This is a genomic window from Desmospora activa DSM 45169 (assembly GCF_003046315.1).
Lineage (GTDB): Bacteria > Bacillota > Bacilli > Thermoactinomycetales > DSM-45169 > Desmospora > Desmospora activa.
Genome location: NZ_PZZP01000002.1, coordinates 525,841 through 541,163 on the forward strand (window position 1 = coordinate 525,841; position 15,323 = coordinate 541,163).

Here is a 15,323-nt window from a genome sequence, read left to right on the forward strand (position 1 = left end):
GCCCCTATTACTACGACTACGATTTTTTAAACTATAATATATATGTAATAGACGTCTACTTATGACTCCGACTCTTTTCCTATTTTTCGGCAAAGGGCTTCCCCCCGTTGAAAAAGAGTGATTGAATGGGCAGAGGGGCTCTTTGTCTTTGTACACGGAAAACCCTTTCTTCTCAGGGAAAGGATAGAAAGATAAGGAGGAATTCCCAATATGAAATTCCGAATTTCCCGTTCGGCTTTGACTGAAGCTGTCTCCCAAGTTTCTAAAGCAGTTTCGCAAAAGACGACCGTCCCTATTTTGACTGGGATTAAAGTGACTGTTGATGAAGATGGTTTATGGTTGACCGGAAGCAACTCTGACCTCACGATTCAAGTAACGATTCCTTCTAAGCAAGATGATAAGGAAATTGTGAATATGGAAAGAATAGGGAGTGTCGTCTTACCCGGTCGCATCTTCTCTGACATTGTCCGTAAGTTGCCGGGCGAGGAAGTGGAGTGGGTTGTGGATGAACGGTGGAAAACGACGCTACGCTCGGCACAGGCTCAGTTTGAACTAAAAGGGTTGGATCCGGAAGAATATCCACAACTGCCGCAATTGCGGGAGGATCAAATGTTTAGCATGCCGGCTGATCTGCTACAATCGTTGATTCGTCAAACCGGTTTTGCCGTTTCTACATCCGAAGCCCGCGGGGTGTTGACCGGGGTGCTGTGGCAGTTGCAGGAAGGAACCCTCACCTTTGTGGCGACAGACAGCCATCGTCTCTCCCGGCGTCAGGCTGAAGTGGAAACATCTGCGGAGTTAACGATTCAAAATGTCGTTGTTCCTGGCAAGAGTTTGTCTGAATTGGCCAAGATCTTAGGCGACCAGAATGGCTGGGTCGATGTCGTTCTATCCGATAACCAGATTATGGTACGTGCCGATCAGTTGTTGTTTTTCTCCCGGCTGCTGGAGGGAACATATCCTGACACCAACCGCGTCATTCCGCAAGGAGGAAAGACGGAAGTGATCGCTTCCTCCAAGGAGCTGTTACAATCCGTAGACCGTGCCGCTCTTATCAGTCGGGACGGACGGGATAATGTGATAAAATGTACGTTGAAAGAAGAAGGTCGGGTGTTGATCCATTCCGCCGCTCAAGACGTAGGCAGCGTACAGGAAGAAGTGACGGCGCGGATCAAAGGGGAAGAGATGAGCATCTCCTTCAATGCTCAATACATGTTAGACGCATTGCGGGCGGTTGATTCCGATGAGATTCAGATCCTCTTTACTGGAACGATGACCCCCTTCGTCATCCAACCGGCGGACCGGGATAATGCTTTGCATCTGATCGTTCCCATCCGCACCCGTTGATGTAAACCGGATAGGGAGTGAACAGGATGCGGAATGTGAGGATCCACGATGACAACATCACCCTCGGTCAATTGCTAAAAAAGCTGAATCTGCTGGACACCGGCGGTCAAGCCAAGTGGTTTTTGCAAGAATATCAGGTGACGGTCAACGGTGAGTTGGAGACCCGGCGTGGACGGAAACTGTTGACCGATGATATCGTTGCGATTGAAGGCGTCGGCCAATATCGCCTCGTTCGGGAGTGAGGGGGGAGCCGGATGTTTGTTGAACGGCTGGAGCTGCGGCAATTTCGCAACATCAAAGAAATCCGCCTGGATTGCCCCGAGAAACTCCACCTGTTCGTAGGACCCAACGCTCAGGGAAAAACCAACATCTTGGAGTCCCTCTCCCTTCTTTCTATCGGCAAATCACATCGCACCCGCAGAGATCGGGAGATGATCCAATGGGAGACCAATTCGGCCCGCTTGAAAGTCCATGTTCGGCGGGAAAATCGGGTTGATCGCCTGGAGATCCTCCTTTCTCCCAAGGGAAAAAAGGTGATCAAAAACGGGCTGGAACAACGGAAATTAAGTGATTACATCGGTTCATTGACGGCGGTGTTGTTCGCTCCCGAAGATCTGGCAATTGTTAAAGGAAGTCCCCAAGTCCGTCGTCGTTTTCTCGATATGGAGCTGGGTCAGGTGAGTCCCTGGTATATTCATCACTTGACCCAATACAACCACTTGGTCAACCAACGGAATCAACTGCTGAAGGATATGGCCAAAAGTCGACAACCGGTATGGGGTTTGTTGGATGTTTTAAATGAACAGCTGATCGACTTATCCACACAACTGTGGATAAAGCGGTATGCCTTTGTCGATCAATTGAACCGTTGGGCCAGGGAGATTCATCAAGCGATCACACAGGATAAAGAATCGCTGCAAGTGGTGTATCAACCTTCTCTCAACCTGGAGGGCGACATGGATCGTCCGCGTATGCGAGCCGTGATGGTCGATGAATTGAAGCGGATTCAAGCGCAGGAAGTTCAGCGCGGCAGCACCCTCATCGGTCCTCACCGTGATGATTTGCACCTGTCAGTGGATGGCGTTAATTTGCATCGTTACGGATCCCAGGGGCAGCAACGAACGGCAGCCTTGTCCCTCAAGTTGGCGGAGATTGAGCTGATTCGTTCCGAAACCGGCAATTATCCCATTTTGTTATTGGATGATGTGTTGTCTGAACTGGACGATTCCCGCAAAACCCATCTCCTGGAAGCGATTCGGGGCAAGGTGCAAACCTTTGTCACCGCAACCGGTTTAGAAGGCATCGATCGCGAAACACTAAACCGGGCACGTGTCTACCAGGTGCGGCAGGGAAGCATTTCCGAACAGGGGTGAGGACGATGTTTATCCATCTTGGCGGCAATAAAATGATCCGTACCAGCGAAGTGATCACCATTCTGGACGCCGGTAGCCGCGTTCCGCTCTCTACATTGCAGCCGTTTTTGGAAAAAGCGAAAGAACAGGGCTGTCTGGAGGAGATCTCTGCGGCGGAAGAGATTAAATCCTATGTGGTAACGGCGGAAATGATTTACGCTTCCCCAATTTCATCCCTTACCTTGATGAAACGGGGACAACCGGAAAATACGCGTATTCTTGGATAGTGAGATTAGCGCGAAAACAACAATCGCTGGGGGAGTTAACCTCTTGAAAAGCAGGTGATGGTGGTGGCCTTGGAAAATACGAATTACGATGAGTCACAAATTCAGGTATTAGAAGGTTTGGAAGCGGTCCGCAAGCGGCCGGGTATGTATATCGGTTCCACCGGCGTCCGTGGTCTTCACCATTTGGTGTGGGAAGTGGTGGACAACAGCATCGATGAAGCCCTGGCTGGTCGTTGTGATACGATTGCGGTGACGGTCCATGAAGATAACAGCATCACCGTTGTGGATAACGGTAGCGGCATCCCGGTGGGCATCCATTCAAAGATGGGACGCCCGGCAGTAGAAGTCGTCATGACCGTCCTGCACGCCGGCGGAAAGTTTGACGGAGACGGCTATAAATTTTCCGGTGGTCTTCACGGTGTGGGGATCTCGGTGGTAAACGCCTTGTCGGAATGGCTGGAAGTGGAAGTGAAGCGAGAGGGGAAAATCCATCGACAACGCTATCGCCGCGGGATGCCTGAGGCGGATTTGGAAGTGGTCGGCAAAACGAAAGAGACCGGGACGACCATCACCTTTAAGCCGGATGCCGAAGTCTTCACAGAAACAACCGAATACGATATCGAAACACTGAAAAAACGGCTACAGGAAATGGCGTTTCTCAACCAAGGCGTCCGCATTAAGCTCACCGATGAACGCGGTGAGGGTCAATCCTACGATTATCAGTACGAAGGCGGGATCCGCTCCTTTGTCGAGCATCTGAATCGCAACCGCGAAACCTTACATCAGCCGCCGATCTATATCGAAGGGCAGCGGGAAGATATTATCGTTCAGCTTGCGTTGCAATACAACGACAGTTTTTCCGGCAATATTTATTCCTACGCCAACAATATCCACACCCATGAAGGCGGCACCCACGAATCGGGATTTAAGTCGGCCTTAACACGGGTGATCAACGATTATGCTCGTCGACACAACCTGCTGAAAGAAAACGAAAATAACTTATCCGGTGACGATACCCGCGAAGGGTTGACCGCCATCATCAGCATCAAAATCCCCGATCCGCAGTTTGAGGGGCAAACCAAAACCAAGCTGGGCAACTCCGAAGCGCGCACCGCGACAGAATCGCTCTTTGCCGAACAATTTCTCATGTTTTTGGAGGAGAATCCCAACGTCTCCAAAAAAGTGATCAACAAAGCGGTGATGGCTGCTCGCGCACGGGAAGCGGCCCGTAAAGCGCGGGAATTGACCCGACGCAAAAACGCCCTCGAAGTGAGCTCACTGCCGGGAAAATTGGCGGACTGCAGTTCCCGCAAGGCAGAGATCTGCGAACTTTACCTGGTGGAGGGGGATTCCGCCGGCGGTACCGCCAAACAGGGGCGAGACCGTATGTTTCAGGCGATCTTGCCCTTGCGCGGTAAGATTATCAATGTGGAGAAGGCGCGCCTGGACAAGGCTCTCTCCAATGAAGAGGTACGGACCATTATCACCGCCCTGGGCACGGGTATCGGCGAAGATTTCCAATTATCCAAAGCCCGTTACCATAAACTCGTGATCATGACCGATGCTGATGTGGATGGCGCGCATATTCGCACCCTGTTGCTCACCTTTTTCTTCCGCTACATGCGTGAATTGATTGAGGCAGGGTATGTCTATATCGCCCAACCGCCGCTGTACAAGCTGCAACAGGGTAAAACCATGCTCTATGCCTTCAATGAGAAGGAGAAGGATCGCATGTTGGGAGAATTGCAGGCCAAAGGAAAAGGTAAAGTGGAATTGCAGCGCTATAAAGGGCTGGGAGAGATGACCGCTACCCAATTATGGGAGACGACGATGGACCCTGAAAGCCGTACCATGTTGCAAGTGTCGCTGCAGGATGCGATGGATGCGGACCAGGTGTTTGAAACCCTGATGGGGGACAAAGTGGAACCACGGCGGGAGTTTATCCAGGAATACGCCAATCAAGTTCGTAACCTGGATATTTAAAAAGTGAGCAGGTCTGTTGTTTTTTGAATAACGGAAGGGATTTTTGAAAGCGAAGTGCTTTTGCTGTGCTATTCAGCGGAAGCTACACACTGACTCAAAAATCCCTTCCTCCGATGAAGGAGCGGAGGGAAGCGATTCATGCCTGAAGAAACAAGTCGGATCAGCGAAATCAATATTAGCCAGGAGATGCGCAGTTCTTTTCTGGATTATGCCATGAGCGTTATTGTCAGCCGTGCGCTGCCGGATGTGCGCGACGGTTTAAAGCCGGTACACCGCCGGATTCTCTATACGATGTTCGATCTGGGTATGACCCCGGATAAAGGGTACCGTAAGTCGGCCAACGTCGTCGGTAATGTGTTGGCCTCTTACCATCCCCACGGAGATTCGCCCGTGTACGAAGCGATGGTTCGCATGGCCCAGGATTTTTCCTACCGCTATATGCTGGTAGACGGCCATGGCAACTTTGGTTCTGTTGACGGAGACGCAGCTGCTGCCATGCGTTACACCGAGGCGCGGATGGCTCCCATCACACTGGAGCTTTTGCGCGATATCCAAAAAGAGACGATCGACTATGGTCCCAACTACGATGGACGATTGGAGGAACCTTTGGTTCTGCCTTCCCGCTTCCCCAATCTGTTGGTCAATGGATCTGCCGGGATTGCGGTGGGGATGGCTACCAATATTCCGCCTCACAATCTGGGCGAAGTGATCGACGGCCTCTTGGCTTTGATCGACGATCCCGATATTACGATTGACGGGTTGATGAAGCATATTAAAGGGCCGGACTTCCCTACCGCTGGAGCGATTCTCGGGCGAGAGGGCATCAAAAAAGCGTATCGCACCGGTAGAGGCAGCATCAAGATGCAGGCTAAAACCCGCATCGAAGAGGCGAGTAACGGTAAAACCCGCATCGTGGTGGAAGAGCTGCCCTACCAGGTCAACAAGGCGAAACTGGTAGAAAAGATCGCCGAGTTGGTACGGGATAAAAAGGTGGACGGCATTACCGATCTACGGGATGAATCGGATCGCAACGGCATGCGGGTGATTATTGAGTTGCGCCGGGATGTCAACCCGCGGGTTCTGTTAAATAACTTGTACAAACATACCAATCTGCAAACCAGCTTTGGCGTCAATATGCTGGCCCTGGTGGACGGGAAACCTCTGGTTCTCAATTTAAAACAGGTTCTCCACCATTATCTGGAGCATCAGATTGAAGTAATTCGGCGCCGTACCCAGTTTGAACTGCGCAAGGCGGAAGAGCGCGCTCATATCCTGGAAGGGTTGCGGATTGCCCTGGATCATATCGATGAAGTGATCGCGTTGATCCGCGGCTCCCAAACCGGCCAGGAAGCCAAAGACGGCCTGATGGAGAAATTTGGCCTGTCGGAAAAACAAGCTCAGGCAATTTTGGATATGCGTTTGCAGCGCTTGACTGGTCTAGAGCGAGAGAAGATCGAAAGTGAATACCAGGAGTTGCAAAAAACGATTGCCGAGCTAAAGGCGATCTTGGCTTCAGAAGAACGGATTCGTGGTGTTGTGCGGGATGAGTTGTCCGAGGTCAGAGACAAATATGCTGATGACCGGCGTAGCCGCATCGTTTTTGATGCGGAAGAGATCGCCGATGAAGATCTAATCGCGGAAGAAGAAGTGACGATTCTGCTCACCCATCGCGGTTACATTAAGCGGATGCCCTTGTCCGGTTACCGGGCACAGCGTCGCGGCGGCCGTGGTGTATCAGGAATGGGAACGCGGGAAAACGATTTTGTACAACATTTATTTGGTACCAACTCCCATAATACACTCCTCTTCTTCTCCAACAAAGGGAAAGTGTATCGGATGAAGGCGTATGAGGTGCCGGAATTGTCGCGGACAGCCCGGGGAACCCCGATTATCAACCTGATCCAAATCGATCAGGGGGAATATATCGAAGCGGTGATTCCCGTCAAGGAATTTACCCCCGACAACTACCTCTTCTTCGGTACCAAACACGGCGTCGTCAAGAAAACGCCGCTGGAGGAGTTTGGTCATATCCGGCGCAATGGTTTGTTTGCCATCAACCTGCGTGAAGGGGATGAGTTGGTCGGCGTTCGTCTGACCGATGGAGAACAGGAGATTATCCTGGGTACCCGCATGGGCATGTCCATCCGTTTCCCCGAAAGCGATGTACGGCAGATGGGTCGTACCGCCACTGGCGTAAAAGGGATCGCCTTAGGGGACAAAGACGAAGTGATCGGCATGGATATCGTCTACCCCGAACTGGATACCTTGATCGTCACCAGCAAAGGTTACGGCAAGCGTACCCCCCTCTCGGAATATCGGACACAATCCAGGGGCGGAAAAGGGATTAAAACCCAAGGTGTGACCAAACGAAAAGGGCAAGTGGTCGGCCTAAAAGTGGTGTCAAAAGAAGAAGATCTAATGATTGTTACCACCGCTGGCGTTGTGATCCGGATGAACATTTCCGGGATCTCTACCATGGGTCGCTACGCACAAGGGGTGAAACTGATCTCCCTGCGGGAAGATGAGGAAGTGACCACACTGGCCCGGGTTGCGGCAACCGATGAAGAGGAAGAAGAGGCGGAGTAATCGATTAGCAGAATTTGATGGTAGAGGGAGTGGATTGAGACAAAACGGGACTCCCCTCACCGATGACAGAGAAGGGGCGCGAAGACGAAAATCTGCCCGCCCCGCCTTGTATGCGTTTGTCGGCAGTCTCCAGCCTTGGTTAACTGCTATTCACGGTTTGCTAAATAAAAAACGTTCCTCAAACAAAGCCTCCAGGATCAGCTGGGGGCTTTTTCGTTGGGTGAGTTGCAAAAATTCCTGGATCAGCACCATCTCCTCAGAACCTAGTCCATATACCATCTCTCCCCAGAGGGGCGTATCATAGCGACACAACATACTGAGGGAAAATAACAGCAGGTAATGAACCAGGATCTCTGCTGGAACCCAACTTCGGCGGCTATCATTGATATAGAGATAATATTGTCCGCCGACATCTTCACGGATCCAGGGGTGGGTTGATAACGATTGCGGCTGCTCCACTTTGAGATACATTTTGCTACTACGGATATAGGACTCCTCTGCTGAAAAGGAAATGCCCGCCGGATGGCGATGACGTTCCAATGTTTGCACCATCCCTTGTGAAGTGAGATGCAGGCGATCCAAGACGGCTTCCTCCACTACCATCCACCCTTGCTCTCCCTCTGTCCATGCGATCGGGAACAAACTCGTTTCGCGAAATAACTGGCGGTAACTATCCTGTAATTCAGGCAGCATCGAAAACAGTGTCTGCATCGACCATCGTTCCCCAGTACGCTCTCCTTCTCCTGCTAACGTTACCAGCAAGGGGAATAACCCCTCCCGTTGCACCCTCACCTCCTCCCAAAACAGAGAAAAAGAAGCCGGTTTTCGTTTCCGTGTGGAGAGGCCATGCTTTAAAACTGAGGCGGTACGGGGATAATCCGGATCTTCCGATAATACCCATGCTTTTGCCAAATTCATCAGTCCATAGTAAGCCAGCAGGGGTCGGATGATCCACTCGCTCTGCCGGGCGGCTTGATAAAGCGAACGGGCCTGCTTAATGTGATAGATCAAGGAATGGGCGGCACGAAAGGCGTCACGCCCTGGATTTTCCCTGTTTCTCCCCTGATATTTCTCCTCTAGAAATCGGCGTACGGTTGTTTCATTTTCCAACAGCAGATACAGGTTCCAAATCTTTTCTTCCGGCGATTCACAGGGAATCCGTCGCCGCTTCACCAGTGTTCCCCCTTCCGTGATGTGAACCATAGTGTGACCGCCCGCTCCCTTCTTTATCCCACTTCTACGGATTCCGTAGCAACCTGTGGATAAGTTGTGGGAAATGGGGATAACTCTAGGGGTTTTTAAGTATTCATCTTTGTCAAGGACTTTTTTTGCAAAAAAAACAACTCTACCGATCGTTGACGGCAGAGTTACTGTGAAGCTGATTTTTAAAAAGGAAGGATAGTATTGAGATCGTTGACAAAGCAGGAGTAGGCGGAAATCGGGACCCGAGCTCCTTTGTCAGCCTGATTTTCGGGGAGATTTCTCCTCTAGCATAAACAGATACTCCAATATCTCCTGCAATTCCATCGGGAATATTTGGGTGATGGTGCTTCTTTTGCTTGCCAGTGCTGCGGTAGTCTCTTCATAGGAGCGGGTGATTACATATGCTGGTGGCCCTGGTTCCACATGGACGATACCAGGAAGGGAATCCGCATCGTTGGGGAGGGAATCAACCCAGCACTTGCGCCAGTCTTCTGTCAGTTGATCTTTTTCGTAGGAGCCGAGATAGCGCCCTTTATGAATAAGAACCAGTACATCCGCCAATTTACGAATGTCTTCCACCCGGTGAGTGGCCAACACAACACTGCGGTGGTCGTTTTCTTGTAAAAAACGGTCGATTTCATCGGTGAAAACCCGTTGACCAAAAAAATCGAGTCCATCGGTAGGCTCATCTAAGAGTAAAAGTTGGGGTTCCGCTGCGAGAGCCAGCGTGAGAGATAAGCGTTTCTTTTCCCCTTTGGACAACTGGTGATATTTTGATTCGACGGGAACTCCCATCTCGTTTACTAACCGGCGGTATGTCTCGTCGTTCCAGCGGGGATACCATTGGGAGATAAAGGAGACCAGTCCGCTCACCTTTACTTTACCATGATCGATCGATTCTTCCGGAACATATCCGATCCGTTCCTTGATCGTCACTTCTTCTTCCGGATAACGCATCCCAAAAAGACGCAATGTTCCTTTATCGGGATGAACCAGTTGCATCATCATGCGAAACAAGGTGCTTTTGCCTGAACCGTTGGGACCGACGAGGGCGTATACCAGCCCCGGTTCAATCCCCCAATCGAGAGGACCCAATTGAAAAGTGGAGTATGACTTGGTAATCGACTGCATCGATACGAGTTGATTTGAACTCATCGTTTTAATTCTCTCCTCTCTGCTTGCGTTTACCGGCCTCCGATTGACGCAATTCCTCTTCAAAATGACTGCGGATCTCCTGAGGGGAGAAATCCATGCGCAATCCTTGGTCGATGGCGTCACGAAGCGTTTGCTGTAATGTCTCCCGCCGGTGTCGCTCCCGCTTTGGATCTTCCACTTCAGCGACAAAGGTGCCCCGTCCTCGCTGCGTCACAATTAAACCCTCACTTTCCAAATCCTGATACGCCCGTCGAGTGGTGATCACACTGCATTCCAAATCCTGGGCGAGTGCACGGATTGACGGAAGCGGCGTTCCGGAGGGAAGTAAGCCGCTGTATATCAATTCTTTTAATTGATCGTAGATCTGCCGGTAGATCGGGATGCTTTTACTCGCTTCCACACGGATCGGCAGGGCCATAGCACCACTTCCTTTGCTGCAAATCGAACTGCTAAAGGTTTAAACGTATAGGGGTGAATCAAAGATAACGCCGATAGCGGTGGCTGCGGTCCCTTTTTTCAACTGAAAGGAAGGAGACGTACTTTTGATCATCACCCTTCTACACCTCCTTTGCAGCCAACCACTTTTGCAATAGATTCCCCCAAGCGATCATTCCCACTACACCGATAGAGAAGGTGACAAGTCCCATCCAATAAAGGGAGGATCCAGCATGGATCGTCCACTCCACCATCCCACTTCCCGTTATGGACTTCATCATCCAAAAGAGTGGAAAAACCAACAAAAAGGAGAGAATACTAAACACCAGATAAGGCCACTTCCCCATTGTCCATTCCATCACCGGGTAAAACCCCCCGATTAATAAGCTGATTCCGGACCAAAATAAGCTGAATCCAATAAACTCAGCGAGGGGGATAACAGTAAACATGCCGCTTACCAAATACGAACTTGTGTAAAATCCAAATATACTAATCGGCATGATGATTGCGGTTTGTAAGAGGCGCGAACGGACAAATCCCTTCTTGGAGATCGGTAAAATCCAAAGTGCTTGTAAGCGGCGATCCATCGCTTCACGCAGTTGGAGCGGAGACCAATACACTTTACCAAAAGAAGCGACGGTAAACGTCGGCATCAGTACCAAGAAGTAAAAATCAAGTACCAGCGATTGTACAAAGAAATTTGATGAATCGACGACTAGATCATTGAATACGAATCCGGCTAATAAGCCAAGAAGTATGGATCCAAACCAGGTAATGATCCAGTCGGATCGTACTTGTTGCCAATCATATTGAAGGATGCGCCAAGCTTCTTGATTGGTGTTCATTTCTAGATCACCCCTGTAATTAGTAAAGCTCACGTGTTTGTAAGCGTTTTTCAATCAAGAGGGACCAACCGAATAAAACCAAGCATCCGAAGAGAAGGGTCAGCGGGCTGATCCACGGGTATTGGTTTACTAGTCGGATCGTCTGATCCACCAAGCTGCTGTTCATCTGTGATAACATCCGCCACATGTCAAAGACAATCAATCCGATGACGAATGCAAGATACAGACCGAGATGTACGAAGAGTGAACGTTTTCCACTCACCCATTCCATAAAGATAAACCATCCCCCTACCGCTAAACTGTATCCCAGCCAGATTGCGATAAAGGAAAGGTACGTAAAAAACGGAAGGGTTACAAAGGCTGCCTGACTGACGAGATAGATGGTACCGAAAAAGACGACAAAGTGAAGCAGCACCATGGTGATCCCCTGAAACGTGCGAGCACGGACAAAACCACGCGTCGACAACGGCATCGTACGGGCAACCGCCAATCGTTGCGCATAGATTTCCCATGTCTTTACGAGCGATACCGGCATCCTTGTGGTTAACACCAGTACAAACAACGGGAAAAGGCCGAGAAAGATAATATCGAGAAAGAGTCCGGTCACATGACGCTCGACAGGGTTATCCGCTTCAACAATCGACATCTGGAAAAGAAACGGACCGTGATCGGTTTGACCGATTAAAGGCATGACCGCCAACAATCCTAAAAAAAAGGCGGAAAGGCAAGAAATGATCATATCAGGCCAATACCGCTTCCATTCAAAATGAAGCAATCGCCTCGCTTCTTGATTGGCGTTCATTGAAAAAAGCCTCCTTACCTTTTTTATCTGAGCACCATCTGTCAATCAGGGATGGACAGTGATACAAGAGTGAACAGTATGGGTTATCCCTTTGCACCGTGGAAAGAATAACGGAAAATCGATTATGTTTATGTGTGTATATGAATATTAACAATATCATCTTTTCACTGCAAGCCCTATTTTGAAAAAGGCCGTTTTTTCCAACTTCGGAAGATGGAAAAAAACCAGTTGTGACGCTACTTGACACCATTTGGAGGGTCTGATAAACTTTCAAAAACCTATTTGACGGATCAACTTAAAAAAAGGGGACTGGAATGTCGATGTGGGAACATAAATTTTCCAAAGAAGGCCTCACCTTTGATGATGTGTTGTTATTGCCCGCCCGGTCGGACACCCTTCCGCGTGATGTGGACATCTGCACAAAATTATCGGACCATATTCAATTAAATACTCCTTTGATCAGCGCAGGGATGGATACGGTAACGGAGGCACCGATGGCGATTGCGATGGCGCGCCAAGGTGGAGTCGGGATCATTCACAAAAATATGAAAATCGAAGAACAAGCGGAAGAAGTGGATCGGGTAAAACGCTCCGAGAGCGGAGTCATCACCAATCCTTTTTACCTTCACCCGGATCACCGCGTCTACGATGCTGAGGCGCTCATGGCTAAATATCGCATTTCTGGTGTGCCGATCGTGGATGAAAAGGAGAAGCTGGTGGGAATCCTGACCAATCGGGATTTACGTTTTATCCACGATTACTCCACCCCCATCTCGCAAGTGATGACCAAAGAAAATCTGGTGACCGCCCCGGTGGGAACCACCTTACAAGATGCGGAAGGCATTTTGCAGCGGCATAAGATTGAAAAGTTGCCTTTGGTTGATCGTGATGGCATCCTGAAGGGCTTAATCACCATTAAGGATATTGAGAAAGCAACACTGTTTCCCCATGCTGCCAAGGATCAGCAGGGACGTTTGCTGGCTGGGGCTGCTGTGGGAGTCTCCCATGATACGATGGAACGGACTGCCGCTCTTGTAAAAGCGGAAGTGGATATACTGGTGGTGGATACCGCTCACGGCCATTCCAAAGGCGTATTGGACACCGTTGCCCGCCTGCGGGCCGAGTATCCCGATCTGGTGATTATTGCCGGCAATGTGGCTACTGGGGAAGGAACACGTGACTTGATTCAAGCCGGAGCCAGCGTCGTCAAAGTGGGAATCGGACCCGGTTCCATCTGCACCACCCGTGTAGTGGCGGGAATCGGTGTACCGCAGATCACGGCCATCTACGACTGTGCCACAGTTGCACGGGAATACGGTGTGCCCATCATCGCCGATGGGGGGATCCGCTTCTCCGGAGACATCGTCAAAGCCCTGGCTGCCGGTGCCGATGCCGTTATGATGGGCAGCTTGTTTGCTGGAACAGAGGAATCCCCCGGTGAAACAGAAATTTATCAAGGGCGTCAGTTTAAGGTCTACCGTGGCATGGGTTCGATTGGAGCGATGCGTGCCGGTAGTAAAGATCGCTATTTTCAGGAGAACGAACAAAAATTGGTGCCGGAAGGCATCGAAGGGCGCGTTCCTTATAAAGGTCCCCTGGCGGATACCGTCTATCAGTTGATGGGCGGCCTGCGGGCTGGAATGGGATACTGCGGTACCAAAAACCTGGAAGAATTAAAAACAGAAGCTCACTTTATTCGTATCACCAATGCCTCACTACGGGAAAGTCATCCTCATGACATCCAGATCACCAAAGAGGCTCCTAACTATAATCTATAAGTGGGTCCGGTTTCCGATTTCCGTCTACGCGCCTCTTTCCCTTGCAAGGATGTAGAGCTGTCCGCTTTCGTTTCTCTATAGTTTGTCATCACCTTCACGGGTTAGCCACCCGTGTTTTTTGTTCCTGCAGAAGTCGTAAATACGGACGATTTGCCTTTTTTTCGCTTCCCAACCCCATGGGCTTGCGGTAAACTGGTCTGGTGAAAACAATCGGCAGGCTTTAAAACAGGTGGGAAAGGTTGAGAAAGAAAGATGCATTGGGGGCAAAGTAAGAGACAAGGGGAGAAGGCACTTCTTCTCTGTTTAATCATCAGTATGTTTTTGGGCCTGTGGATGCCGACGACGGTTGTAGCCGAGCAAGATGAGTCGTTGGATTCCCTTCAAATTCAATCCCGTTCCTATGTATTGCTGGAGATGGAAAGTGGACGCATCATAGCGGGAGAAAACGAGCAAAAAGCTTACGCTCCCGCCAGTTTAACCAAAATGATGACGGAATACGTGATTTTGCAGGAAATAAAGGAAAGCCGACTCGATTGGGATGAGACGGTTACCGTCAGTAAAAACGCCGCCTCAATCGGTGAGGCGCAGGTTTTTTTGCGCAAAGGGGAGAAGCGGACGGTAGAGGAGTTGTTTTATGCGTTGTCGATTCAATCGGCGAACGATGCCGCCGTTGCCCTGGCAGAACATGTCGCGGGAAGTGAAACCGCGTTTGTAGGTATGATGAACGAGACGGCAAAGGAAATGGGATTAGAAAAAACCCATTTTCGCAACAGTACGGGCTTGCCGATGTGGCTTTATGTCAACCCTCCCAAAGTGGGGGGCGATCATGTGATGTCGGCGACGGATGTAGCAGTATTGACGCGTCGATTGTTACATGATTATCCTGAAGTGCAGGAAATTATCTCCCAACCTCGTTACTTTTTCCGTAAAGGCGAGGCGCGAGAGATGAAGCTGATCAACACCAATCGGATGCTTCCCGGACTCTCCCATTATTATGAAGGTGTGGATGGGGTAAAGACAGGTTTTACTTCAAGAGCGGGCTACTGCTTTGCTGGAAGCGCTCAGCAGGATGGAGTGCGGTTGATCACAGTGGTGATGGGCAGTTCTTCGAAGAGTCAACGCTTTAAGGAAACGGCCAAACTGTTGGACTACGGGTTTGAGCAGATCCAATTACGTAACTGGATCAAAGAGGGGGATTCGATCCCCGGTATGAACAAAGTCCAGGTAGAGGACGGCGTAGAGACGGAAGTCGCTTTACAGGCTGAAGTCACTTTACGCTATCCGGTAAGGAAAGGCGAAGAGGATCGTTATTCTTGGGCGGTAGATCTCGACGATGAACTGACAGCCCCGCTTAAAACCGGCGATGTAGTGGGAAAAGCGACGTTTTTGTATGATGGGAAAGAAGTGGAGGGGGTCAAACCCATATCGATTGTGGTTGCGCAGGATGTGGAAGCGGCAGGATGGCTTCGTCTTTTTTGCCGCCGTATGATTGGATACTTTTCAGTGGGATAAGGGTAGTGAACTTGTTGCTGCCGTACGGCTTTGATGCT

The 15,323-nt window shown here is 50.1% G+C and carries 13 protein-coding genes; 8 read left to right on the top strand and 5 right to left on the bottom strand.

Going from position 1 to position 15,323, the window contains the following annotated elements; translation table 11 throughout:
• Positions 1-210 precede the first annotated feature (210 nt).
• From dnaN to gyrA, 6 genes are all read left to right on the top strand, one after another.
• A complete protein-coding gene (dnaN, locus tag C8J48_RS15800; protein WP_107728196.1) occupies positions 211-1,347 on the top strand; it encodes a DNA polymerase III subunit beta in 1,137 nt (378 codons plus the stop codon).
• A 26-nt stretch (positions 1,348-1,373) separates the two neighbouring features.
• Entirely contained in the window at positions 1,374-1,589 is a 216-nt protein-coding gene (gene yaaA, locus C8J48_RS15805; RefSeq protein ID WP_107728197.1) for a S4 domain-containing protein YaaA, read from the top strand.
• Between the two features lie 12 nt (positions 1,590-1,601).
• Positions 1,602-2,720, top strand: a complete 1,119-nt coding sequence (gene recF, locus C8J48_RS15810; protein WP_107728198.1) for a DNA replication/repair protein RecF — start codon at positions 1,602-1,604, stop codon at positions 2,718-2,720.
• A 5-nt stretch (positions 2,721-2,725) separates the two neighbouring features.
• On the top strand, positions 2,726-2,986 hold the full coding sequence (gene remB / locus C8J48_RS15815) for an extracellular matrix regulator RemB (protein ID WP_107728199.1): 261 nt from the start codon (positions 2,726-2,728) through the stop codon (positions 2,984-2,986).
• A 57-nt stretch (positions 2,987-3,043) separates the two neighbouring features.
• Positions 3,044-4,969: a DNA topoisomerase (ATP-hydrolyzing) subunit B gene (gene gyrB, locus C8J48_RS15820; protein WP_107728200.1), complete on the top strand. Its 1,926-nt coding sequence runs from the start codon at positions 3,044-3,046 to the stop codon at positions 4,967-4,969.
• Positions 4,970-5,107: 138 nt separating this feature from the next.
• Complete coding sequence (gene gyrA, locus C8J48_RS15825) at positions 5,108-7,555, top strand: DNA gyrase subunit A (protein ID WP_107728201.1); 2,448 nt, start codon at positions 5,108-5,110, stop codon at positions 7,553-7,555.
• 150 nt (positions 7,556-7,705) lie between these two features.
• Here gyrA and C8J48_RS15830 read toward each other — a convergent pair whose 3' ends face one another.
• From C8J48_RS15830 to C8J48_RS15850, 5 genes are all read right to left on the bottom strand, one after another.
• Entirely contained in the window at positions 7,706-8,758 is a 1,053-nt protein-coding gene (locus tag C8J48_RS15830) for a YaaC family protein (protein ID WP_107728202.1), read from the bottom strand.
• Positions 8,759-9,013: 255 nt separating this feature from the next.
• Positions 9,014-9,913 carry an ATP-binding cassette domain-containing protein gene (locus tag C8J48_RS15835; protein WP_107728203.1) on the bottom strand — a complete coding sequence of 300 codons (900 nt, stop codon included), beginning with the start codon at positions 9,911-9,913 and terminating at the stop codon, positions 9,014-9,016.
• Positions 9,914-9,917: 4 nt separating this feature from the next.
• Positions 9,918-10,331: a GntR family transcriptional regulator gene (locus tag C8J48_RS15840; RefSeq protein WP_107728204.1), complete on the bottom strand. Its 414-nt coding sequence runs from the start codon at positions 10,329-10,331 to the stop codon at positions 9,918-9,920.
• A 139-nt stretch (positions 10,332-10,470) separates the two neighbouring features.
• Positions 10,471-11,193: a hypothetical protein gene (locus C8J48_RS15845; RefSeq protein WP_107728205.1), complete on the bottom strand. Its 723-nt coding sequence runs from the start codon at positions 11,191-11,193 to the stop codon at positions 10,471-10,473.
• Positions 11,194-11,212: 19 nt separating this feature from the next.
• Entirely contained in the window at positions 11,213-11,995 is a 783-nt protein-coding gene (locus C8J48_RS15850; RefSeq protein ID WP_107728206.1) for a hypothetical protein, read from the bottom strand.
• Positions 11,996-12,315: 320 nt separating this feature from the next.
• Here C8J48_RS15850 and guaB point away from each other — a divergent pair, with 320 nt between their 5' ends.
• Positions 12,316-13,773 (top strand): IMP dehydrogenase, encoded by a 1,458-nt coding sequence (guaB, locus tag C8J48_RS15855; RefSeq protein ID WP_107728276.1) that lies wholly within the window; start codon positions 12,316-12,318, stop codon positions 13,771-13,773.
• Between the two features lie 252 nt (positions 13,774-14,025).
• On the top strand, positions 14,026-15,285 hold the full coding sequence (locus C8J48_RS15860) for a D-alanyl-D-alanine carboxypeptidase family protein (RefSeq protein WP_107728207.1): 1,260 nt from the start codon (positions 14,026-14,028) through the stop codon (positions 15,283-15,285).
• Positions 15,286-15,323: the final 38 nt, after the last annotated feature.

Coding starts and splice junctions, on each gene's coding strand:
- dnaN (WP_107728196.1), top strand. CDS start 211: ATGAAATTCCGAATTTCCCGTTCGGCTTTGACTGAAGCTGTCTCCCAA.
- yaaA (WP_107728197.1), top strand. CDS start 1,374: ATGCGGAATGTGAGGATCCACGATGACAACATCACCCTCGGTCAATTG.
- recF (WP_107728198.1), top strand. CDS start 1,602: ATGTTTGTTGAACGGCTGGAGCTGCGGCAATTTCGCAACATCAAAGAA.
- remB (WP_107728199.1), top strand. CDS start 2,726: ATGTTTATCCATCTTGGCGGCAATAAAATGATCCGTACCAGCGAAGTG.
- gyrB (WP_107728200.1), top strand. CDS start 3,044: ATGGTGGTGGCCTTGGAAAATACGAATTACGATGAGTCACAAATTCAG.
- gyrA (WP_107728201.1), top strand. CDS start 5,108: ATGCCTGAAGAAACAAGTCGGATCAGCGAAATCAATATTAGCCAGGAG.
- C8J48_RS15830 (WP_107728202.1), bottom strand. CDS start 8,758: ATGGTTCACATCACGGAAGGGGGAACACTGGTGAAGCGGCGACGGATT.
- C8J48_RS15835 (WP_107728203.1), bottom strand. CDS start 9,913: ATGAGTTCAAATCAACTCGTATCGATGCAGTCGATTACCAAGTCATAC.
- C8J48_RS15840 (WP_107728204.1), bottom strand. CDS start 10,331: ATGGCCCTGCCGATCCGTGTGGAAGCGAGTAAAAGCATCCCGATCTAC.
- C8J48_RS15845 (WP_107728205.1), bottom strand. CDS start 11,193: ATGAACACCAATCAAGAAGCTTGGCGCATCCTTCAATATGATTGGCAA.
- C8J48_RS15850 (WP_107728206.1), bottom strand. CDS start 11,995: ATGAACGCCAATCAAGAAGCGAGGCGATTGCTTCATTTTGAATGGAAG.
- guaB (WP_107728276.1), top strand. CDS start 12,316: ATGTGGGAACATAAATTTTCCAAAGAAGGCCTCACCTTTGATGATGTG.
- C8J48_RS15860 (WP_107728207.1), top strand. CDS start 14,026: ATGCATTGGGGGCAAAGTAAGAGACAAGGGGAGAAGGCACTTCTTCTC.